The following is a 21034-nucleotide window of genomic DNA, read 5'->3' as shown; positions in this document are numbered from 1 at the left end:
GCGTTCTTGATCAGGAGGGTGCGCATGATGGGGCAGTTTTTACGGCATTTTTGTAAATAAGTTGATTTTGCTCAAGGTCTGGGTAACTGAGGCGCGGCAAAGTGGGCGCCATGTTTTCAGTTAACTCCATTGATCCATCCGCCCAGGCGCAGTGTATTGCGCGGGGTAAAGTTTTGTTGCAGCGTGGTCTGGACACGGATCGGGTCAGCTACATCGAGTCAGGGCGCGTGGCCCTGGGGGTGATGGACGCTGGCGTGATGGAGCACCAGATTGGTGTGCTGGAAGGACCCTGCTGGCTGGACGCCAGTTCCGTGGTGCTGGGCTTGCCGCATCTGGTGGATGCCCTGGCCGACTCGCCGCTGAAGCTGCGTACCGTGGCGGTGGCGGATTTCCGCAAGGCGATTGCCGACATGCCGGCTTCGGCCCAGGCCGTGCTGACCGATGTGGCCATGGCGCATCGCCGCCAGACCGAGTTTGCCGTCAGCCGGCTGGCCAAGGACGCCGAGGCACGCTGCGCCGAATGGCTGCTCAGCCACGCCCATTCAGGCGAGCGTGGGGGCATGGAAGTGGAACTGCAGCAACGCAAGCGCAGCATTGCCGCGCAACTGGGCATTGCCCCGGAGACGTTCTCGCGTGTCCTGCGGCATCTGCGCGAACAAAGCCTGATCAGCGGGTCGGGGCGGGTACTCAACCTGGTCGACCCCAACGGCTTGCGCTCCCTGGCCGGCGTTTAACAGGTCAATGCCCGTAGCAACTGCTCGGGGGTTGCCGGGGCGTCCAATTGCACGACGCGCCCGTCGTTTCTGGCTTGTGCCACGGCATCCCGCAACGCCTCAAACACGCTGATCGCCAGCATGAAGGGTGGTTCACCCACTGCTTTGGAGCCGGCCACGTTGTCCTCGGTGTTGGGCGCTCCCCACAGTTCCACCCTGAAATGCGCTGGAATGTCTCCAGCGGTGGGAATCTTGTAAGTGCTGGGGGCGTGGGTGGTGAGCAGGCCTCGTTCATTCCAGACCAGCTGCTCGCTGGTGAGCCAGCCCATGCCCTGCACAAAGCCGCCTTCAATCTGGCCGATGTCGATGGCCGGATTGATGGAACGCCCCACATCGTGCAGGATGTCTACACGCAACACCTTGTTTTCGCCGGTCAGGGTGTCGATGGCGACTTCGGTGCAGGCGGCGCCATAGGCAAAGTAGTAAAACGGTCGCCCGGTCAGTGTGGTTTTGTCGTAATGGATCTTGGGCGTGCGGTAAAAACCGTCGCTCCAGAGCTGGATGCGGTTGGCGTAGGCGAGCTTGACCACCTCGTCAAAACGGCGGCTGCCCTTGGGTGTCAGCACCTGCCCGTTCTGGAAACGTACCGCGCCGGCACCAACCCCATCGAGCCCGCTGACAAAGGCGGCCAGGTTGTTGCGCACATGGGCGGCGGCAAACTGTGCGGCGCGGCCATTGAGGTCGGTGCCAGCTGAGGCGGCTGTGGCCGAGGCGTTGGGCACCTTGCTGGTGTCGCTGGCGGTGGCCAGCACCCGGTGCAGTGGCACCCCGAGTTCGTCGGCCACGATTTGCGCCACCTTGGTGTTGAGGCCCTGGCCCATTTCCACACCGCCGTGGTTCACCTGCACACTGCCATCCAGATACACATGCACCAGCGCGCCGGCCTGGTTGAACAGGGTGGCGGTGAAGCTGATGCCAAATTTCACCGGGGTGATGGCCAGGCCGCGCTTGAGCGTGGGGTGGCTGGCATTCCAGGCCGCGATGGCGTCGCGCCGCTGCTGGTACTGTGCTGACAGCGCCAGGCGGTTGATCAGGGGTTGCAGGATGTTGCCCTCGACCGCCATGCCGTAGTGGGTGGTGTTGCGTGCCACGCCATCGGCGCCGGGCTCGTCGTTGTACAGGTTGCACTGGCGCACGGCCAGCGGGTCCAGCTTCAGGTGGCGGGCGATGTCTCCCAGAATCGTCTCGGTGACGATCATGCCTTGCGGCCCGCCAAAACCGCGAAACGCGGTGTGGCTCTGGGTGTGGAGCTTACAGCGGTAGGAGGTGATCTCGACGTCCTGCAAACAGTAGGCATTGTCGGCATGGAAGATGGCGCGATCGGCCACCGGGCCGGACAGGTCGGCACTGAAGCCGCAGTGCGCTGCCATCCTCAGCTTCAGGCCACACAGCCGTCCGTTGTCGTCAAAGCCCACGGTGTAGTCATAACTGAAGGGGTGACGCTTGCCGGTGACCATGAAGTCATCGTCCCGGTCCAGGCGCAGCTTGACCGGGTGCTTGACCTTGTGCGCAGCCACGGCGGCCCACACCGCCAGATGGCCGGCCTGGGTTTCCTTGCCACCAAAGCCGCCACCCAGGCGCCGGCATTCAACCCGCACCGCATGGTTGTCCAAGCCCAGCGCGTGGGCCACCCAGTGCTGGACTTCACCCGGGTGCTGGGTGCTGCTGTAGATCAGCCATTGCTGCTGCTCCTGCGGCAGCGCATAGGCGATCTGGCCTTCCAGGTAAAAATGCTCCTGCCCCCCCACCTCCAGCGTGCCGCGCAAGGTGTGAGACGCCTGGGCCAGGGCCAGGTCGGCGTCCCCGCGTTTGACACACACTGGTGGCAGTACAAAGCTGCTGGCGGCCAGCGCCTCCGGCACGGTCAGGATGGCCGGCAGGGGCTCGATGTCTGGGGTGACCAGTTTGGCCGCCCGGCGCGCCAGCATCACGCTGTCGGCCACCACCAGGCCAATCACCTGGCCGAGGTATTGCACGGTATCGGTCGGGAACACCGGCTCGTCGCCAGCGAAGGCGGCCAGCACTGGGTCGCCAGGCACATCGGCGGCCAGAACCACCGCCCGTACGCCGGGCAGGGCCAACGCCGCCGTGCTGTCCACCCCCTTGAGCCGACCGTGGGCGTGGGATGACAGGATCGGCGCCGCATACAGGGTGCCGCGCACTTCGGCAAGGTCATCAATGTACGGCGCCGCACCCAGCACCTGGGCGCGGGCACTGTCGTGAGGCACGGCACTGCCGCAGACGGACAGGGTTTCGGCGGTGTTCATGACGCAAGCCCCTCCAGTGACAGGGTAGCCAGGCTGACTTCGGCCTGGCCCTGGCTCTCCAGCCAGAAGCGTTGCAGCAGATGGCCCAGCACCTGGCTGCGGTAGCTGCTGGAGGCGCGCATGTCGGAAATCGGCTGAAACTCGTTGCGCAGGGTGGCCATGGCCTGTTCCACCAGGGTACGGGTCCAGACCTGCCCACGCAAGGCGGCTTCGGTCTGGCAGGCCCGCGCCGGGGTGGCGGCAACCCCACCCACGCCGATGGCGGCGTCCATGACTTGGCCGTCCTGCAACCGCAGTTGCAGCGCCAGGCAGACGGCCGAGATGTCGTCTTCCAAACGTTTGGAGACTTTGTAGACGCGCAGGAACTCACCGGCCTGGGGGCGCGGCACCACAATGCGGGTCAACACCTCGTCGGCGGCCAGGACGTTTTGCCGGTAGCCGGTGTAGAGGGACTCCAGCGCCATCTCGCGCGTGCCGCGCACACTCATCAGTACCACGCGGGCGCGCAGCGCAATCAGCAATGGCATGGCGTCCCCGATCGGCGAGCCGTTGGCCACGTTGCCCCCCAGCGTGCCGGCGTTGCGCACCGGCAGGCCGGCAAAACGGGTGACAAAACTGTGCAGTTGCGAGCGTTCAGCCGTCAGGGCCGCAAACGCATCGGTCAGGGTCACTGCCGCACCGATATGCAGGGCCTGGGCCTCCGTGCGGATCTCACGCAGCTCGGCCACCCGCGTGGTGTCCAGCACCTGGGCAAAGTCCTTGTGCAGTTTGTTGATCCACAGCACCACATCGGTGCCGCCGGCCACGATCTGGGCTTGTGGATGGGCCGCACGCAGCGCCAGCAGGTCTGCCAGGCGGGTGGGTGTTTTATAGGAAAAATTGGCCTCTAGCCCGCGTATATTGGACTTAATTAGCTCTAACTTTGATAGCAGATCGGCTTCATTCACCGATTGCGGTGGCTGTTTGGCCATGTGTTGCGCCGCGTCCAGGATGGGGCGGTAGCCGGTGCAGCGGCACAGGTTGCCAGAGAGGGCTTCCTGCGCCAGGTTGCGGCTGATGGTGCGCCCCTGACAGACATGGTTCTGGTACATGCCAAACAGGCTCATGGCAAAACCGGGTGTGCAAAAGCCGCACTGGCTGGCGTGGTTGTCCAGCAGGGCCTGCTGGACCGGATGGAGGGTGCCGTCCGCCGCGCTCAGGTCTTGCGCGGTCCACAACACCATGCCGTGGATCGCATGCGCCAGCCGGATGCAGCTGTTGACGGCGCTGTATTTCAGGCCACCCAAGCCATCCGGTTCGCCCAGTACCACGGTGCAGGCGCCGCAGTCACCTTCGTTGCAACCTTCCTTGCTAGCGGTTAACCCTAGGTCGTCACGCAGCACCTGCAATAGCGTGCGGGTGGGTGGTACATTGCTGAGCGAAACAATGTCACCACGGTGTACAAATTCAAGCACAGGGTTGTTCATGGGCGATTTCTGGATGGACGGCAAATTCAATCACGGACCGGTTAGCGTAAGTCACGCACTTTAGCGCTACATAAGACCAAGCGTATGGCGCGCATTCGATCACGGGTATGAGGGAACATCTTCTTTTCGACAAGATTGATCTTCATTTGATCAGGGTATTGCACACCGTGTTGACCGAACGCAGCGTTTCCAGGGCCGCCATCCGGCTGGGCATGCACCAGCCGGCAGTCAGTGGTGCGCTCAAACGGCTGCGGGACTTTGCCGATGACCCGTTGCTGGTGCGTTGTGGCGCCAGCATGGTGCCGACCGAGGCCGCCATGCGCATGATCGATCCGGCGGCGCGTATCCTGCAGTCGGCCGAAGTGCTGTTTTCGGATGCCCGGGGTTTTGAGCCGAGCCGGGCGGAAAACACTTTCCGGGTGGCCGCCAGTGATTACCTTGACCCGCTGTTCCTGCCCCAGCTGGTGGCGCAGATCAAATCCCAGGCACCGTTGTGCCGGGTCGATATCGTGCCGCTGACGGCAAGCTCCAATTACCACGCCCAGCTGGCGCATGGCGAGGTGGATGTGGTGATCGGCAATTGGTCCAGCGCGCCCGATGATCTGCATCAGGGGCGCCTGTTTGGCGACGAGGTGGTCTGCCTGGTGGCCAATGGTCACCCGGCGGTGCGGCGCAGCTGGGATCGGCAGGCCTGGCTTGATGCTGACCACATTGCCCCGGCGGCACTGCATCCCGGTGCCAAGGGGGTCATTGATGATCACCTCAGCAGCCTGGGCCTGCAGCGCAACATCAGCGCGCGTTGCCCGTATTTCGGTTTGATTCCGGCCATGGTGGCATCGACCTTGCTTGTGCTGACCACCGGGCGCCAGTACTGTGAACGGTTCACCGACATCTTGCCGGTGAAAATACTGCCTTGTCCGATTGAATTTCCACGCATGATGTATTACCAGCTCTGGCATGAACGCACCCACACCTCGGCTTCGGCCAGGTGGCTGCGCGAGCGTGTCAAATCAGTGGCAGCGGCCCTGAGAAAATCCGAAGGCGCCACCCACCCATGAGCACCCCACGACTGCAACTCTGCGGCATCACCAAGCGTTACCCCAGTGTGGTCGCCAACAGCGATGTATCGCTGAGCGTCATGCCCGGCGAAACCCATGCCGTGCTGGGCGAAAACGGCGCCGGCAAATCGACCCTGATGAAAATCATCTATGGCTCGGTCAAGCCCGATGTTGGCACGGTGCTGTTCAACGGTCAGCCGGTGCAGATCCGCAATCCGCAAGAGGCGCGTGCCCTGGGCATCAGCATGGTGTTCCAGCATTTCAGCCTGTTTGACACCATCACGGTGGCTGAAAACGTCTGGCTGGGCTTGAGCAAGAGCCTGAGTCTGGCGGAAGTCACCCGCAATATCGAGACCAAGGCCGCCGAGTACGGCCTGGACATCGACCCGGCGCGCCCGGTGCATACCCTGAGTGTGGGGGAGATGCAGCGTGTCGAGATCATCCGGGCGCTGCTGACCAACCCGCAACTGCTGATTCTGGATGAGCCGACCTCGGTGCTGACGCCGCAGGCGGTGGAGAAACTGTTTGTGGTGCTGAAAAAACTCGCCAGCGAGGGCTGCAGCATCCTCTACATCAGCCACAAGCTGCATGAAATCCGCGAACTCTGCAACGCCTGCACCGTGTTGCGCGGCGGCAAGGTCACCGGTGTCTGCAATCCGGCCAACGAAAGCAATGCCTCTCTGTCGCGGATGATGATCGGCGCCGAGCCACCGCAGCTCACGCACCGGGCGCAGGACCCGGGTGTGTCGGTGTTGCGGGTGAGCAACCTGATCCTGCCGCGTGAGGACCAGTTTGGCGTTGATCTGGAAGCCATCTCGTTTGAAGTGCGTGCGGGTGAGGTGGTTGGCATTGCCGGTGTCTCTGGCAACGGCCAGAAAGAGTTGATGTGTGCCTTGTCGGGCGAGGACGTGCGTGCCGCTGCCGGCAGTATCCGCATTGGCCGGGTCGATGTGTCGGCCATGAACTCGGGGCAGCGTCGCCGGATGGGCCTGTATTTTGTGCCGGAGGAACGCCTGGGGCGCGGTGCCGTGCCGACGCTGTCGCTGGCGCAGAACCTGTTGCTCACGCGTGAGGAGGCCATCGCCTACCCGCAGTTCATCGGCGGCTGGATCAGTGTCAGACAACTGGAGGCCAAGGCGGCGGAGATCATCACGCGGTTCAAGGTCAAAGCGGGTGGCCCGCATTCACTGGCCCGTTCGCTCTCTGGCGGCAACTTGCAGAAGTTCATTGTCGGGCGCGAGATTGACGCCAACCCCAAGCTGTTCATCGTATCGCAGCCGACCTGGGGCGTGGATGTGGGGGCGGCGGCCCAGATCCGGGGTGCCATCCTGGCGCTGCGTGATGCCGGCTGCGCTGTGCTGGTGGTGAGTGAGGAGCTGGATGAATTGTTTGAAGTCAGTGATCGGCTGCATGTGATGGCCCGTGGTTATTTGTCTCCGTCGGTGCCGGTTGCTGACGCGACGGTGGAAAAAATTGGCGAGTGGATGAGTGGCTTGTGGGACCGTGAGGTCCAGGCCCATCTGGCCGACATGGAAGTGCAGGTGCAGCATGTTCAAGCTTGAGGCTCGCCCGGAACCCTCGCGCGTCTGGACCTACGCGTCGCCCCTGCTGGCGCTGTTGGTGACCGTCCTGATTGGCACCCTGATGTTCACCGCCCTGGGCAAGGACCCAGGGCGCGGCCTGCAGATGTTTTTCTGGTTGCCGATCAACAGCGCTTACGCCTGGGGTGAGCTGCTGGTCAAGGCCACGCCGCTGCTGATCATTGCGCTCGGGCTGGCGGTGTGTTTCCGCTCGAATGTCTGGAATATTGGCGCCGAAGGGCAATACATTGTGGGCGCCATTCTGGCCGCTGGTGTGGCCTTGACGGCTGATGCGACCACGGGCGGCTGGATGGTGGTGCCGGTGCTGCTGGCCGGTGTGCTGGGCGGCATGTTGTGGGCCGGGATCACTGCTGTGCTGCGTGACCGCTTCCATGCCAACGAAATTCTGGTCAGCCTGATGCTGGTGTATGTGGCGGTGCAGCTACTGAGTTATCTGGTGGGCGGACCGTGGAAAGACCCGATGGGCTTCAACTTCCCGCAGAGCAAGACCTTTGAGGCCGCCGCGCGGATTCCCCGGTTGTTCTCTGGCTCACGCGTCAACATCGGGGTGCTGTTTGCGCTGCTGGGGGTGGCGGCGTTGTGGGTGTTCCTGTTTCGAACCCGTGCCGGGTTTTCCTTGCAGGTGGGCGGGCTGGCGCCGGCGGCGGCACGTTATGCCGGTTTTTCCTCGCGCCGCGCCTTGTGGACAGCGCTGCTGATTTCAGGTGGCGCGGCCGGTCTGGCCGGGGCACTGGAGGTAGCCGGACCGATTGGCCAGCTCACGCCTTATGTGCCGGCGGGTTATGGTTTTGCCGCCATCATCGTGGCTTATGTTGGGCGCTTGCACCCGGTGGGCATGGTGCTGTCGGCCTTGCTGATGAGCATGTTTTACATCGGCGGCGAGCTGGCGCAGTCACGCCTGGGCCTGACCAAATCACTCACCGGTGTCTTTCAGGGGCTGTTGCTGTTTTGCCTGCTGGCCTGCGACACGCTGGTCAACTACCGATTGAAGTGGAGCAAGTGATGGAGTCTTATGCACTGCTGTTGGCCGCCACGCTCAATGCAGGGACGGTGCTGGCCATCGCCTCGCTGGGGCTGCTGATCAATGAAAAAGTGGGCATCGTCAACCTGGGGGCCGAGGGCATGATGTTGTGTGCCGCCATTGCCGGTTTTGCCACCGTGGTCACCACCGGGCAGGACTGGCTGGGTTTTGCCGCCGGCATGGCGGCGGGTGCGGGGTTGGCGCTGGTGTTCGGGTTGTTGGTGATCTGGCTCAATACCAACCAGTACGCCACCGGCCTGGCGTTGACGCTGTTTGGCACCGGTTTTTCGGCGTTTGTCGGCACCGGTTTTGTGCAGGCCAGGATTCCCGAGCGCACCATGTTTGTGATCCCGGGCCTGTCAGACATTCCTTTGCTGGGGCCGGCGTTGTTTCGGCATCATCCCCTGGTGTATCTGACCGTGTTGTTTGCCTTGGCCCTGATCTGGTTCATGTACCGCACGCGTGCTGGCCTGATCATGCGCAGTGTGGGTGAAAGTCCGGAGTCGGCCCACGCGCTGGGTTACCCGGTGCGCCGCATCCGCCTGCTGGCGGTGGTGGTGGGCGGTGCCTTGTGTGGTCTGGCCGGGGCCTATATTTCGGTGATCTACACCCCTTTGTGGGTGGAGGGTATGGTGGCCGGCAAGGGCTGGATTGCGCTGGCCCTGACCACGTTTGCCACCTGGCGTCCGGCCCGGGTGTTGCTTGGCGCTTACCTGTTTGGCGGCGTCACCATGCTGCAATTTCATCTGCAGGGCATGGGGGTGGATGTGCCCAGCCAGTTCCTGAGCATGTTGCCTTATGTGGCCACGATGGTGGTGCTGGCGTTGATCTCGCGCAACCCGCAGTGGATTCGTATCAACATGCCGGCCAGCATTGGCAAGCCGTTTTACCCTGGGGCCTGAATCTGGCCAAGTTGTTCACACTCCGTTCATAATCTCCGTTTTCCTGTTTCTTCAACCCGTCGTAACCCCCTTTAAGAAGGATTTGACATGACTGACCTGCAAAAACGTACGCTGCTCAAGGCAGCTGCTCTGACCGCCGTGGCGTCTGCCGCGCTGGTGGGCTGTGGCAAAAAAGAGGAGCCGGCACCGGCACCCGCTGCGGCACCCGCACCGGTGGCATCGGCACCTGCCAAACCAGCACCGCTGAAGATCGGCTTTGCCTACGTCGGCCCGGTGGGTGATGGCGGCTGGACGTTTGCCCATGACAATGGTCGCAAGGCACTGGAAAAGGAATTTGGCGACAAGATCGTCACCTCGTTTGTCGAGAATGTGCCCGAGTCGGCTGACGCCGAACGCGTGATCCGCGACATGGCAGGTCAGGGCAACAAGCTGATTTTTGGCACCACCTTTGGTTACATGGAGCCGATGCTCAAGGTGGCTGGTGATGTGAAGGATGTGAAGTTCGAACACGCCACCGGCTACAAACAGGGCGAAAACATGCGCACCTATGACAGCCGTACCTACGAAGGTGCGTATATGGCGGGTGTGATTGCCGGCAAGATGACCAAGAGCAACACGCTGGGTGTGGTGGCGTCGATCCCGATCCCCGAAGTCATTCGCAACATCAACAGCTTCACCCTGGGCGCCCAGAGCAGCAACCCCAAGGTCAAGACCAAGGTGGTGTGGGTGAATGGTTGGTTTGACCCGCCGAAGGAAACTGAAGCGGCCACCAGCCTGATCAATGGCGGTGCCGACGTGCTGTTCCAGAACACCGATTCCGCGGCGGTGCTCAAGACCGCGGAAGCCAAGGGCAAGCGTGCCTTCGGCTGGGACTCTGACATGAGTGCTTATGGTCCCAAGGCGCACCTGGCATCCAGCATCATCAACTGGGGCCCGTACTACATCAAGGCCACCAAGGAAGCGCTGGATGGCAGCTGGAAGGGCGGCGGTCATTCCTGGTGGGGTGTGAAAGAGGGCGCGATTGACATCGTTTCCATCGCCGAAGACGTGCCTGCCGAAACCAAGGCCAAGGTGGAAGAAGTCAAGAAGGGGCTGACCGATGGCAGCTTTGCCATCTGGAAGGGGCCGATCACCGACAACACCGGCAAGGTGCAGGTGGCCAAGGACACGGTGGCGGACGACAAGTTCCTCAGCGGCCTGAATTTCTACGTCAAGGGCGTGGAAGGCAAGGTGCCGGGCAGCAAATAAACCGGGATTCCCCGCGCTGCAAGCCGCCTTCGGGCGGCTTTTTTGTTATCGTTGTTTTCTTTGAAAGTGACTTGACCATGATGACCGTCAAACCCATTTCGGCCCAGCGACTTCCCGCCCTGCTGGCGCGCATGCCCAAGGCCGAGTTACATATGCACATTGAAGGTTCACTGGAGCCGGAGCTGATGTTTGCCTTGGCGGCGCGCAACGGTTTGCAGGTGCCTTACGCTGATGTTGAAACCCTGCGACGGGCTTATGTGTTTGGCAACCTGCAGGAGTTCCTGGACATCTACCACGCCGGCACGCTGGTTCTGCGCAGTGAACAGGATTTCTACGACATGACCTGGGCCTATCTGCAGCGTGCGGCAGCCGATCATGTGCTGCACACCGAGATTTTTTTCGACACCCAGACCCATACCGGGCATGGTCTGAGCGCAGACACCGTGCTCAATGGCCTGCACCGGGCCTGTGTGGATGCCAAAACCCAGTTGGGCATCAGCGCCAGCCTGATCCTGTGTTTTCTGCGCCATTTGAGCGAAGCCGAAGCCTTTGAAGCGCTGGAACAGGCCATGCCACATCTGGACAAACTGGTGGGTATTGGCCTGGCATCCAGTGAAGTCGGGCACCCGCCCGAAAAGTTTGCCCGTGTGTTTGCCAAGGCCCGTGGTCTGGGGCTGCGACTGGTAGCGCATGCTGGTGAGGAAGGGCCACCGGCCTACATCTGGAGCGCGCTGGACGTGCTCAAGGTCGAGCGGATCGACCATGGGGTGCAGTCCATGAAAGACAGCGCCCTGGTGGCCCGTCTGAAGCAGGCGCGTATACCGCTGACGGTCTGCCCCTTGTCCAATCTGAAGTTGCGCGTGTTCCCCAGTCTGGCGCAGCACAACCTTGGCGCGATGCTGGACGCCGGCCTGATGGCCACGGTCAATTCGGATGATCCGGCGTATTTTGGGGGGTATGTCAACGACAACTTCACCCAAACCTTTGCGGCGCTGGGCTTGACGGCACAACATGCCTGGCAGTTGGCCTACAACAGTTTTGAAGCCAGTTTTATCGATGTCTCAGCCAAGCGCGCCTATCAGGCCCAGTTGGCCGAGCTGTTTGAAACGTTTGAATAGGCCCGCGTGCCTCAGTGCATCGGCACCCAGAGCTGCAGGCGCGGCAGCATCATGCGGTAAGGGGCCAGCAGCGCGGCAGCCATCAGCCATTTGATGCCCAGGTCACCGGTGGCCAGCATCAGCCAGTTCATTTCGGAGCCGGCAAAGGCAAGGAAAAAGAAGATGCCGGTGTCCACGATGGAAGCCACCATGGACCCGAGCAGTGGCGCTTTCCACCATGACAAGGCACGCAGGCGGTTGAAAGCCACGATGTCGAGCAGCTGGCCAATGATGAAGGCCAAGCCCGAGGCCACGGCAATACGCCAGGGCGCCAGTGCCAGCGAGATCACCACGGCCATGGCAAACCCGGTCCAGGCGACGCGGCGGGCGGCCGGCGCACCGACCGCGCGGTTGGTCAGGTCGGTCACCAGAAACGCGATCGGAAAGGTGAAGGCACCCCAGGTCAACCAGTCGTTGATCGGGAATTGCACCAGGTAGTTGGCCGACACAATGACCATCAGCATGGCCAGAACAGGGCGCCACAGGACCAGCAGGGGAGGGTGAAGGGAAGGGTTCATCCTCCAATTATCGCCGGGAGGTGAAAAATGGTGACTATCGGCCTGGCTGTATGGGGATGGGGGGCAAATTGGGTAAGCTTGGCACACCATGAAAGCTTACCGATCTGCCCTTCTGTATTTCAAGCCTGGCGCCCAGCCCAGCCAAAGTGCCGTGTATGAGGCGGACGGCCTGCTGGTGGTCGGACCAGATGCTGGCGGCAGGCAGGTGGTGCAGGCGATTGGCCCCTATCACACGCTCCAGCCCAGGTACCCGCAGGTACCGGTGTCGCACTGGCCGGGCCGCCTGATCGCGCCGGGTTTTGTGGATCTGCACAGCCATTACCCGCAGACCAATGTGATTGGTTCACCCGCGGCCGGTTTGCTGCCATGGCTGGAAAACTACACATTTCCTGAAGAAAAACGCTTCTCAGCCCACGAATACAGTACCCAGTCAGCTATATTTTTTATAGCTGAAATGTTGCGCAACGGTGTCACCACTGCGCTGACCTTTGCCACCTCGCACCCGACATCGGTGCAAGCCCTGTTTACCCAGGCCCGGCAAAGCCGGTTGCGCCTGATCACCGGTTTGTGCCTGATGGACCGGCATGCCCCAGCCGATGTGCTGAATCGGTCGGCTCCCGGTGGCCAGACTGATGCCACCGAACAAAGCCTGATCGACTCGGAGGGGCTGCTGCAGCAATGGCATGGGGTGGACCGGCTGGGTTACGCGATCACGCCCAGGTTTGCGCCGACCAGCACCGACGCCCAGCTGCGTGGGGCGGGTGAGTTGGCGGCCAAATACCCGGATGTCTGGATTCAGTCCCATGTGGCCGAGAACCGGGATGAAATCCAATGGGCGCGCGCGCTGTTTCCGGCTTCGCGCAGTTACCTGGCGACTTACGATGACTTCGGCCTGATGCGCCAGCGCGCCATCTATGCCCACTGCATTCATTTTGACGATGATGACCGGGCCTTGATGCGCGACACCGGTGCCGCTGCCGCCGTTTGCCCGACCAGCAACCTGTTTCTGGGCAGCGGTTTTTTCGATTACACCGGGGCTGACCGGGTGGGTGTTCAGTATGGTCTGGCCAGCGATGTGGGGGGCGGCACCAGCTTCAGTCCGTTTCACACCATGCTGGCGGCCTATTACGTGGGCCGGGAGGGGCAGACCAAGCCTGGCCTGAGTTTGAGCCCGCAGCATTTGTGGTGGCAGCACACGGCCGGTGCCGCCCGCGCGCTGGGGCTGGACGGGGTGGTGGGCAACTTGCAGCCGGGTTGCGAGGCCGATTTTGTCGTGCTCAACCCGCAAGCCACGCCGTTGCTGGCGCGCCGGACCGCGTTGGCCAACAGCCTGGATGAGCTGTTGTTTGCCATGATGGTGCTGGGCGATGACCGTCTGGTCGAAAAAGTGGTGATCTCTCAAGCACTATGAGGCTCTAGCCCACATAAATAAACAGTATTTAGCTATATTTTATATAGCAATAAGCGAAAACCCGCTGCCGGAGCAGGCTGGACGGGAAAATCAGAGGGTCTGGCGTGGGATGTCTGCCGCTGGCCATGAGCCGCGCAGTGATAACGTCTAAACTTCGATCATGTTTCGCGGAGCCACGCCTGCCAGCCGTTTCCTGTTCATTCCCTGGATCTTTCTGCTCCTTGGACTGGCGTTGACCTATGTGCTTCAGGATGGCGCTCGCACGTCGGCTCGGCAGGCGCTGCAAGGCGAGTTTGATTTTCGTGTGGACGAGGTGATCGAGAAGATAGAAAACCGGCTGCATCGGTACGAGCAGGTGCTGGAGGGGGCGGCCGGTCTGTTCTCCGCTTCCCGCCAGGTCCACCGCCAGGAGTTTGTCGAGTATGTCCGGGCCCTGAAGCTCGAAGGCAAGTATCCGGGCATCCAGGGCGTGGGTTTTTCCAGGCTGGTGCTGCCGCAGGAACGGGCCTCTCACGTCGCCAGTGCGCGCGCCGAAGGGTATCCCCAATACGATATTCGCCCGGCCGGAGCACGCGACATCTATTCCAGCATCGTCTATCTGGAACCCGCCGACTGGCGCAACCAGCGGGCCATCGGGTACGACATGTATTCGGAGCCGGTACGCCGGGCGGCCATGGAGCGCTCGCGTGATGAGGACCGGACCATGATTTCCGGCAAGGTGCAGCTGGTGCAGGAAACCGAACAGGACGTCCAGGCGGGCTTTCTGATGTATGTGCCGGTATACCGGACGCTGTCGCAGCATGATCGCCTGGCAGAGCGCCGCGCCAATCTCATCGGCTGGGCCTACGCGCCATTTCGCGTCAATGACCTGATGAGCGGTATCCTGGGGCAGCGTCTGGGTGATGTCGGTGCGGCGTTGCGGCTTGAGATTTACGATGGTGACGGGGTTCAGGAGCGGCAACGCCTGTTCAGCCTGAACGGCACGGCCGATGAGTCGAAGTCGGCCTTTCATGTCACCAGAAAGCTGGAGCATTTTGGCCGTTCATGGACTGTGGTGGTGCACTCACTCAAGCCGTTTGATGCACAGCTTGATGGTGGCAAGGCCAGTGTCATTGCCATGACTGGTTCCGGGGCCAGTCTGCTGCTGGCTTTGGTGATCTGGTTGCTGGTGACCGGGCGGCAGCGAGCCCAGACCATGGCACAAGACATGACTGGGGAATTGCGTCAGAGTGAAGCGGCGCAGAGAAAACTCAATCGGGCCCTGCGTCTGATCAGTGAATGCAATATGGCGCTGGTGCATGCGCAAGAGGAACACAAGTTGTTGGCTGAAATCTGCCGCTTGTGTGTCGAGTCTGGCGGTTATCTGATGGCCTGGGTGGGTTACGCGGAGCACGATGCCGCCAGAACCGTGCGCCCGATCGCACAATCGGGTTACGAAAATGGGTACTTGGACGGCATTGACGTGGTCTGGTCAGACACCGAGCGCGGTCGCGGCCCGACTGGCACGGCGATTCGCACCGGTCTGCCCACCGTCAATCAAAACGTGTTGTCCAATCCGGCGATGGTGCCCTGGCGTGAGGCTGCCATCCAGCGTGGTTACCAGTCCAGCGTGGCCTTGCCGCTGATTTTTGACGCTCAGGTGCTGGGGGCTATCACCATGTACGCTCGGGCCGCCGATGCCTTTGATCCCGAAGAGGTGCAGCTTCTCAATGAATTGTCCAAAGACCTGGCTTTTGGCATCATGACCCTGCGCACCCGGGCCGAGCACGCTGAGGCCAAGGAACGGCTGGAGTTTCTGGCTCATTTTGATCCGCTGACGCATCTTCCCAACCGCCTGTTGCTGCGTGATCGTTTTGAGCACGCCACCGTCATCGCCGGCAGTGATCATTCGTTGGTGGCCTTGCTGTACCTGGACCTGGACCGTTTCAAGCAGATCAACGACAGCCTGGGTTATGCCACGGGAGATCAGGTGCTGGTCATGGTGGTGGAGCGCCTGCGGCAATGCCTGCCGGCCACGGCAACGGTGAGTCGTGTCAGCGGAGACGAGTTCGCGGTGCTGCTGACTGGCAACGATGATGTGTCCGCTGTCGCTGGTGTGGCGAATGCCATTCGGGATGTGCTGACCGAGTCCTTTCCGATTGAAGGCCACTTGCTCAATGTGTCCTGTTCCATCGGGATTGGGTTGTTTCCTGGTGATGGCGAAGAGTTTGACACGTTGCTCAAAAGCGCACACACGGCGGTGGGCAATGCCAAGGAGGCCGGACGTGATACCTATCGCTTCTTCACCCGTGAAATGAATGCTGACTTGTCAGAACAGATTCGGCTCACCGGCGGGCTGGCGCGCGCCGTGCGCCATCGGGAGTTCCGGCTTGACTACCAGCCGCAAACGGCCCTGAGTCACCGGCGTATTGTGGGGGTGGAGGCGCTGGTGCGCTGGTTGCATCCGCAGGACGGCTTGATTGCACCCGGCAAGTTCATTCCCCTGGCCGAACGCAGCGGCCATATCGTTCAGATTGGTGAATGGGTGCTGAACGAGGCTTGCCGCCAGGGAAAAATCTGGCAGGACCAGTATGAACAGGCGCCTGTGGTCGCGGTCAATCTGTCGGCTTTGCAGTTCAAGCGCGGCAATGTGCTGGAACTGGTGAGCGCTGCGCTGGCCGTTTCAGGTCTGCGCCCGGACCGGCTGGAACTGGAGTTGACGGAGTCGATTTTGCTGCAGGATGTGGAGGCGACCATCCAGACACTGCATGGTCTGAAGGCGCTTGGCGTGAAACTGTCCATTGATGACTTTGGCACGGGATATTCCAGCCTGTCCTATCTCAAGCAATTGGCGGTTGACAAGCTCAAGATCGATCAATCGTTTGTGCGGGACATGTTGTCCAGCGCTGACGGTGTTTCCATCGTCAGGGCCATCATTCAGCTCGGGCATAACCTGCAATTGACGGTGATTGCCGAGGGGGTGGAAACAGTTGATCAACTGGCCGTGCTTGCAGAACTGGGTTGCGATGAGGCTCAGGGTTATCTGTTCAGCCGCCCGGTTGGGGCCAGTCAATTGGGCGAATTGCTGGATCAGGGGGGCGTACAACTGCCGTAGCCGCCTGCTTACAATCCTGACCATCCCCAGGAGCACTACCCTCATGAGCATCAAAAGCGACAAATGGATTCGCCGTATGGCTGAACAGCACGGCATGATCGAGCCCTTTGAGCCCGGCCAGATCCGCCAGCGTGATGGCCAGAAAATCATCAGTTACGGCACCAGCAGCTATGGCTACGACATCCGCTGTGCGCCGGAGTTCAAGGTGTTTACCAATATCCACAGCACGGTGGTGGACCCGAAAAACTTTGATGAGAAGAGTTTTGTCGACTTCAATGAAGATGTCTGCATCATCCCTCCCAACAGTTTTGCACTGGCCCGCACCATGGAGTACTTTCGCATTCCGCGCAATGTGCTCACGGTCTGTCTGGGAAAAAGCACCTACGCGCGCTGCGGCATCATCGTCAATGTGACACCGTTTGAACCCGAATGGGAGGGGTATGTCACGCTGGAGTTTTCCAACACCACACCGCTGCCTGCCAAGATTTATGCGGGTGAGGGCTGTGCCCAGGTGCTGTTCTTCGAGAGCGACAAGGATGATGTCTGCGAAACCAGCTACAAGGACCGCGGTGGCAAGTACCAGGGCCAGCGTGGCGTGACCCTGCCGAAAGCCTGAGTCGGGTGGGTTGACAACCGCAGGCGGCTGCCGGCCCCTGTCCCTATGCCTGTTTGGAGGCTTGGGGGATAATAAGCGGCTTGTCCCGGCCTTTGGGACAGCACCAGCTATCGGATGGGTAGCAACTGAACCTGGCTTTGAATGACCGACTTGACTTCTGATTTGACTCCTAAACTGAGCGCTGACACGCTGCCGATGGCCTTTGCCCAGCTGCAACTGGCCGCGCCGCTGGCCCGTGCCGTGGCCGAAATGGGTTATGAATCCATGACCCCGATCCAGGCCCAGGCCATTCCCGTGGTGTTGCAGGGCCGCGATGTGATGGGGGCAGCCCAGACCGGCACCGGCAAGACCGCCGCGTTTGCCTTGCCGCTGCTGCAGCGCATGTTGCGGCATGAAAACGCCTCCACTTCACCCGCGCGCCATCCGGTGCGTGCGCTGGTGTTGCTGCCGACGCGCGAACTCGCCGATCAGGTGGCCGAGCAGGTCAAGCTGTATGGCAAATACACCCAGTTGCGTAGCGCCGTGGTGTTCGGTGGTATGGACATGAAGCCCCAGACACTGGAATTGAAAAAAGGCGTTGAGGTGCTGGTGGCGACCCCCGGGCGTCTGCTGGACCATATCGAGGCCAAAAACGCCGTGTTGAATCAGGTGGAGTATGTGGTGCTGGATGAGGCCGACCGCATGCTGGACATCGGTTTCCTGCCTGATCTGCAACGTATTTTGAGCTACCTGCCCAAACAACGCACCACCTTGCTGTTCTCGGCCACGTTTTCGCCCGAGATCAAACGCCTGGCCAGCAGTTATCTGCAGGATCCGGTGACGATTGAGGTGGCGCGCTCCAATGCCACTGCCTCCACAGTGGAGCAGCATTTCTACAGTGTGGGGGATGACGACAAGCGCCATGCCTTGCACCAGATCCTGCGTCAGCGTGGCCTGAAGCAGGCGTTTGTGTTCGTCAACAGCAAGCTCGGTTGTGCCCGGCTGGCGCGTTCGCTGGAGCGCGAGGGTCTGAAAACTGCGGCCCTTCATGGTGACAAGAGCCAGGACGAACGCCTCAAGGCGCTGGATTCTTTCAAGAATGGCGAAGTTGATCTGCTGGTCTGTACCGACGTGGCCGCCCGCGGCCTGGACATCAAGGACGTGCCCGCCGTGTTCAACTTTGACATTCCGTTCAACGCTGAGGACTACGTACATCGCATTGGCCGTACCGGGCGCGCGGGTGCCGCTGGTCTGGCCGTCAATTTTGTGAGCAAAAGTGATGCCCGGCTGGTGGCCGACATCGAGAAACTCATCAAGACCAAGATTGAACTGGAGCCCATCGAGTTCGAGGAAGACCTGCCCGATATCCGCAAACAGGGTCATATCAACGATGGTCGACGCCTGTACCGGCAGGACGCCGGTGATGACTCGTTCAGCCGCTCATCCCGCCCGCCGCGGGGTGACAATCGCCGTGCCCAGGCCGCTCCAGCAGATCCTTTTTTTGACAAACCCTATGAACCCTCCGGTTCGTCGGATGCCGCGCCGGCGTGGGAAGCAGCAGCGGCTCGTCCCGGTGTGCGTTCCATCTCCAGCAACATCAAACCCAAGCGCAAAGTCGCCGCGCTGTTTACCGCGGCCTGAGGCGCAACCTCAGTCGCCGGGCTTTTGCGCCTGTTCGCAGCGGACCTGAATCAATTCGCCGGCTTGCCCTGGCATGTTGGTGGTGAGCCTGAGCGCACTCAGGCAGCCACCCCAGACGCAGCCGGTGTCCAGCGCCAGCAGGTCGGGCCGATTCAGCCAACCCAGTGTGGACCAATGGCCAAACGCTACCCTGACGTCGGCGCTTTGGCGGCCAGGGACTTCAAACCATGGTAGGTAACCCGAGGGGGCGGCACCAGGTGCGTCCGTGACAGAAAACTCCATTTCACCCGCCGGGGTGCAGAAACGCAAGCGGGTCAATGCATTCACGATGACCCGCAAGCGGTCCACCCCTGCCAGGTGATCGTTCCATTGGTTGGGGGTGTTGCCATACATCTGATGCAGAAAATCAGACAAATCGGCGCTGCGCAAGACGGTTTCCACTTCCGCCGCCAATTCCATGGTTTTGCTGGCGCTCCAGGCTGGCAAGACACCCGCGTGCACCATCAGGTAGGTGTGGCCATGGTGTTGCTGCAGCAGCGCCATGCGCTGGTGGCGCAGCCACTCCAGCATGGCGTGCCGGTCCGGTGCCGTCAGGATGCCGTCCATGGTGTCCTTGCGGCTGGGACGGCGCGCGCCGTGGGCCGCGGCCAGCAGATGGAGGTCGTGGTTGCCCAATACACATTGGACTGCAGCGCCATAACCCATCAGGCGGCGTAGCACGCCTGCCGAGTCCGGCCCACGGTTCACCAGGTCGCCCAAAAAGATCAGGGTGTCGCGGCTGGGGGAAAAGGAAATCAGGTCCAGTAATTTTTGCAAGGCCGTGTTGCAGCCCTGTATGTCGCCAATCAGGTAAAGTGCCATGATGTTGATTGTCGTTTGTTGCGCATGGAATTTTTGCTGATTGTTTTCCTGACACTGCTTAACGGTGTTTTTGCCATGTCTGAGCTGGCCCTGGCGGCCAGTCGCAAGGCACGGCTTGCTGCCATGGCGGAAGAGGGTGACAAGGGCGCTCAAGCGTCATTGACGCTGCTCGACAACCCCAACCAGTTTTTGTCCACGGTCCAGGTCGGTATCACCTCCATTGGGGTGCTCAACGGCATTGTGGGTGAGGCGGCCTTCAGCGCCGGCCTGGCGTCCTGGCTGCAGACGCTGGGTGTGGCGGCCAATGCGGCTGCCATCTCGGCGACGGCTTTGGTCGTGACCTTGATCACCTTCATCACCATCATTTTTGGTGAGCTGGTGCCCAAACGCATTGGCCAGCTGCATCCAGAGCTGGTGTCCCGCTGGATTGCACGGCCCATGTTGTGGCTGGCCCGTGCCGCCGGCCCTTTTGTCAAACTACTGTCGGGCACCACGGCGGCGGTGTTGAAGCTTTTGCGCATCGATACCACGGCGGCGCGTGTCATGACCGAGGAGGAAATCGCCGCCAGCCTGGAAGAGGGCGTGGACGCCGGGGTGATTGAGGAGCACGAGCACCAGATGGTACAGAACGTGTTTGGACTCGACGACCGGCCATTGACCTCGCTGATGGTGCCGCGTGCTGAAGTGGACTGGCTTGATGCCAGCATGACGGTGGCGGAAAGTTGCCGCAAAGTGGGTGCAGATGGCGCCCAGCGTGCCCACTCGTGGTACCCGGTCTGTCGTGGCTCGCTGGACGATGTGATCGGCAAGATCAGTGTGGCGCAGCTGCTGGAACTGGGTGAACAGGCCCCCGGCACCCTTGCCGACTATGCCGTTGCTGCCTCTTTTGTGCCGGAAACCCTCAGTGGCATGGAACTGCTGGAACAGTTCCGCGCCAAAGTCGGGCGTTTGGTGCTGGTGGTGGATGAATACGGCGTGGTTCAGGGCTTGTTGACACCACACGACCTGCTGGAAGCCATCACCGGTGAGTTGCAGTCCGGTGCCAAGACTGACGCCTGGGCGACACCGCGCGACGATGGCAGTTGGCTGCTTGACGGCTTGATGCCGGTGAGTGAACTCAAGGCGAGGCTGGACATTGATGAATTGCCGCTGGAGGAACGAGGCCGCTACAACACGCTGGCGGGGTTGTTGATGGCCGTCAGCGGGCATCTGCCGGTGACCGGGGAGCGGATCAGTTGCGAAAACTGGCTGTTTGAGGTGGTTGACCTGGACGGCAAACGCATTGACAAGGTGCTGGCCCAGCATCAGCCCCTGGAAGCTGAAGTGCTGGCCCATGGCAAAAGGCCCTGACTCTTGCGAATCAGGGCCTTCAAAATGGTGCCGGAGAGATGAATCGAACACCCGACCTTCTCATTACGAAT

Annotated in this window: 16 protein-coding genes; 12 read left to right on the top strand and 4 right to left on the bottom strand. The window is 61.4% G+C overall.

Annotated elements, in window-relative coordinates:
• The first annotated feature begins 110 nt into the window (after positions 1-110).
• A complete protein-coding gene (locus PHW99_RS06830) occupies positions 111-734 on the top strand; it encodes a Crp/Fnr family transcriptional regulator (RefSeq protein ID WP_300175051.1) in 624 nt (207 codons plus the stop codon).
• On the opposite strand, the gene xdhB is transcribed toward PHW99_RS06830, so the two are convergent.
• Entirely contained in the window at positions 731-3040 is a 2310-nt protein-coding gene (xdhB, locus tag PHW99_RS06825; protein ID WP_300175049.1) for a xanthine dehydrogenase molybdopterin binding subunit, read from the bottom strand. The two genes, PHW99_RS06830 and xdhB, sit on opposite strands and share 4 nt — an antisense overlap.
• Positions 3037-4506, bottom strand: a complete 1470-nt coding sequence (gene xdhA / locus PHW99_RS06820; protein ID WP_300175047.1) for a xanthine dehydrogenase small subunit — start codon at positions 4504-4506, stop codon at positions 3037-3039. Before xdhA ends, xdhB begins: the two co-directional genes overlap by 4 nt.
• A gap of 107 nt (positions 4507-4613) precedes the next feature.
• Here xdhA and PHW99_RS06815 point away from each other — a divergent pair, with 107 nt between their 5' ends.
• From PHW99_RS06815 to PHW99_RS06790, 6 genes are all read left to right on the top strand, one after another.
• On the top strand, positions 4614-5564 hold the full coding sequence (locus tag PHW99_RS06815) for a LysR family transcriptional regulator (RefSeq protein WP_300175045.1): 951 nt from the start codon (positions 4614-4616) through the stop codon (positions 5562-5564).
• Positions 5561-7126, top strand: a complete 1566-nt coding sequence (locus PHW99_RS06810) for an ABC transporter ATP-binding protein (RefSeq protein WP_300175043.1) — start codon at positions 5561-5563, stop codon at positions 7124-7126. Before PHW99_RS06815 ends, PHW99_RS06810 begins: the two co-directional genes overlap by 4 nt.
• Positions 7113-8168 (top strand): ABC transporter permease, encoded by a 1056-nt coding sequence (locus PHW99_RS06805; protein WP_300175041.1) that lies wholly within the window; start codon positions 7113-7115, stop codon positions 8166-8168. Before PHW99_RS06810 ends, PHW99_RS06805 begins: the two co-directional genes overlap by 14 nt.
• A complete protein-coding gene (locus PHW99_RS06800; protein ID WP_300175039.1) occupies positions 8168-9088 on the top strand; it encodes an ABC transporter permease in 921 nt (306 codons plus the stop codon). Before PHW99_RS06805 ends, PHW99_RS06800 begins: the two co-directional genes overlap by 1 nt.
• Before the next feature lie 87 nt (positions 9089-9175).
• On the top strand, positions 9176-10336 hold the full coding sequence (locus PHW99_RS06795) for a BMP family ABC transporter substrate-binding protein (protein WP_300175037.1): 1161 nt from the start codon (positions 9176-9178) through the stop codon (positions 10334-10336).
• Positions 10337-10413: 77 nt separating this feature from the next.
• The gene (locus PHW99_RS06790; RefSeq protein WP_300175035.1) at positions 10414-11454 is read left to right on the top strand and encodes an adenosine deaminase; all 1041 of its coding nucleotides are present in this window, start codon (positions 10414-10416) and stop codon (positions 11452-11454) included.
• An 11-nt stretch (positions 11455-11465) separates the two neighbouring features.
• On the opposite strand, the gene PHW99_RS06785 is transcribed toward PHW99_RS06790, so the two are convergent.
• Positions 11466-12011, bottom strand: coding sequence for a VUT family protein (locus PHW99_RS06785; protein ID WP_300175033.1), 546 nt, complete (start codon positions 12009-12011; stop codon positions 11466-11468).
• 88 nt (positions 12012-12099) lie between these two features.
• Here PHW99_RS06785 and guaD point away from each other — a divergent pair, with 88 nt between their 5' ends.
• The 4 genes from guaD (at position 12100) to PHW99_RS06765 (ending at position 18752) form a co-directional block, all read left to right on the top strand.
• Positions 12100-13422, top strand: a complete 1323-nt coding sequence (guaD, locus tag PHW99_RS06780; protein WP_300175031.1) for a guanine deaminase — start codon at positions 12100-12102, stop codon at positions 13420-13422.
• Positions 13423-13582: 160 nt separating this feature from the next.
• Entirely contained in the window at positions 13583-16516 is a 2934-nt protein-coding gene (locus PHW99_RS06775) for an EAL domain-containing protein (protein WP_300175029.1), read from the top strand.
• A gap of 43 nt (positions 16517-16559) precedes the next feature.
• Positions 16560-17132, top strand: coding sequence for a dCTP deaminase (gene dcd / locus PHW99_RS06770; RefSeq protein ID WP_300175027.1), 573 nt, complete (start codon positions 16560-16562; stop codon positions 17130-17132).
• Positions 17133-17321: 189 nt separating this feature from the next.
• The gene (locus tag PHW99_RS06765; RefSeq protein ID WP_300175103.1) at positions 17322-18752 is read left to right on the top strand and encodes a DEAD/DEAH box helicase; all 1431 of its coding nucleotides are present in this window, start codon (positions 17322-17324) and stop codon (positions 18750-18752) included.
• A 9-nt stretch (positions 18753-18761) separates the two neighbouring features.
• Here PHW99_RS06765 and PHW99_RS06760 read toward each other — a convergent pair whose 3' ends face one another.
• Positions 18762-19613 carry a symmetrical bis(5'-nucleosyl)-tetraphosphatase gene (locus PHW99_RS06760; RefSeq protein ID WP_300175025.1) on the bottom strand — a complete coding sequence of 284 codons (852 nt, stop codon included), beginning with the start codon at positions 19611-19613 and terminating at the stop codon, positions 18762-18764.
• Positions 19614-19637: 24 nt separating this feature from the next.
• On the opposite strand from PHW99_RS06760, the gene PHW99_RS06755 reads away from it, so the two are divergent.
• Positions 19638-20963, top strand: coding sequence for a hemolysin family protein (locus PHW99_RS06755; RefSeq protein WP_300175023.1), 1326 nt, complete (start codon positions 19638-19640; stop codon positions 20961-20963).
• Positions 20964-21034 lie beyond the last annotated feature (71 nt).

Origin of the sequence: Rhodoferax sp., from assembly GCF_028689305.1 — a bacterium.
Classification (GTDB): Bacteria; Pseudomonadota; Gammaproteobacteria; order Burkholderiales; family Burkholderiaceae_C; genus Rhodoferax.
This window is presented reverse-complemented; position numbering and strand designations above follow the sequence as displayed.

What these genes read in the sequence shown, in the direction of transcription:
- PHW99_RS06830 (WP_300175051.1), top strand. Translation starts at nt 111, where the DNA reads ATGTTTTCAGTTAACTCCATTGATCCATCCGCCCAGGCGCAGTGTATT.
- PHW99_RS06785 (WP_300175033.1), bottom strand. Translation starts at nt 12,011, where the DNA reads ATGAACCCTTCCCTTCACCCTCCCCTGCTGGTCCTGTGGCGCCCTGTT.
- PHW99_RS06810 (WP_300175043.1), top strand. Translation starts at nt 5,561, where the DNA reads ATGAGCACCCCACGACTGCAACTCTGCGGCATCACCAAGCGTTACCCC.
- PHW99_RS06795 (WP_300175037.1), top strand. Translation starts at nt 9,176, where the DNA reads ATGACTGACCTGCAAAAACGTACGCTGCTCAAGGCAGCTGCTCTGACC.
- PHW99_RS06755 (WP_300175023.1), top strand. Translation starts at nt 19,638, where the DNA reads ATGGAATTTTTGCTGATTGTTTTCCTGACACTGCTTAACGGTGTTTTT.
- xdhB (WP_300175049.1), bottom strand. Translation starts at nt 3,040, where the DNA reads ATGAACACCGCCGAAACCCTGTCCGTCTGCGGCAGTGCCGTGCCTCAC.
- PHW99_RS06790 (WP_300175035.1), top strand. Translation starts at nt 10,414, where the DNA reads ATGATGACCGTCAAACCCATTTCGGCCCAGCGACTTCCCGCCCTGCTG.
- PHW99_RS06800 (WP_300175039.1), top strand. Translation starts at nt 8,168, where the DNA reads ATGGAGTCTTATGCACTGCTGTTGGCCGCCACGCTCAATGCAGGGACG.
- guaD (WP_300175031.1), top strand. Translation starts at nt 12,100, where the DNA reads ATGAAAGCTTACCGATCTGCCCTTCTGTATTTCAAGCCTGGCGCCCAG.
- PHW99_RS06805 (WP_300175041.1), top strand. Translation starts at nt 7,113, where the DNA reads ATGTTCAAGCTTGAGGCTCGCCCGGAACCCTCGCGCGTCTGGACCTAC.
- PHW99_RS06775 (WP_300175029.1), top strand. Translation starts at nt 13,583, where the DNA reads ATGTTTCGCGGAGCCACGCCTGCCAGCCGTTTCCTGTTCATTCCCTGG.
- PHW99_RS06760 (WP_300175025.1), bottom strand. Translation starts at nt 19,613, where the DNA reads ATGGCACTTTACCTGATTGGCGACATACAGGGCTGCAACACGGCCTTG.
- dcd (WP_300175027.1), top strand. Translation starts at nt 16,560, where the DNA reads ATGAGCATCAAAAGCGACAAATGGATTCGCCGTATGGCTGAACAGCAC.
- PHW99_RS06815 (WP_300175045.1), top strand. Translation starts at nt 4,614, where the DNA reads ATGAGGGAACATCTTCTTTTCGACAAGATTGATCTTCATTTGATCAGG.
- xdhA (WP_300175047.1), bottom strand. Translation starts at nt 4,506, where the DNA reads ATGAACAACCCTGTGCTTGAATTTGTACACCGTGGTGACATTGTTTCG.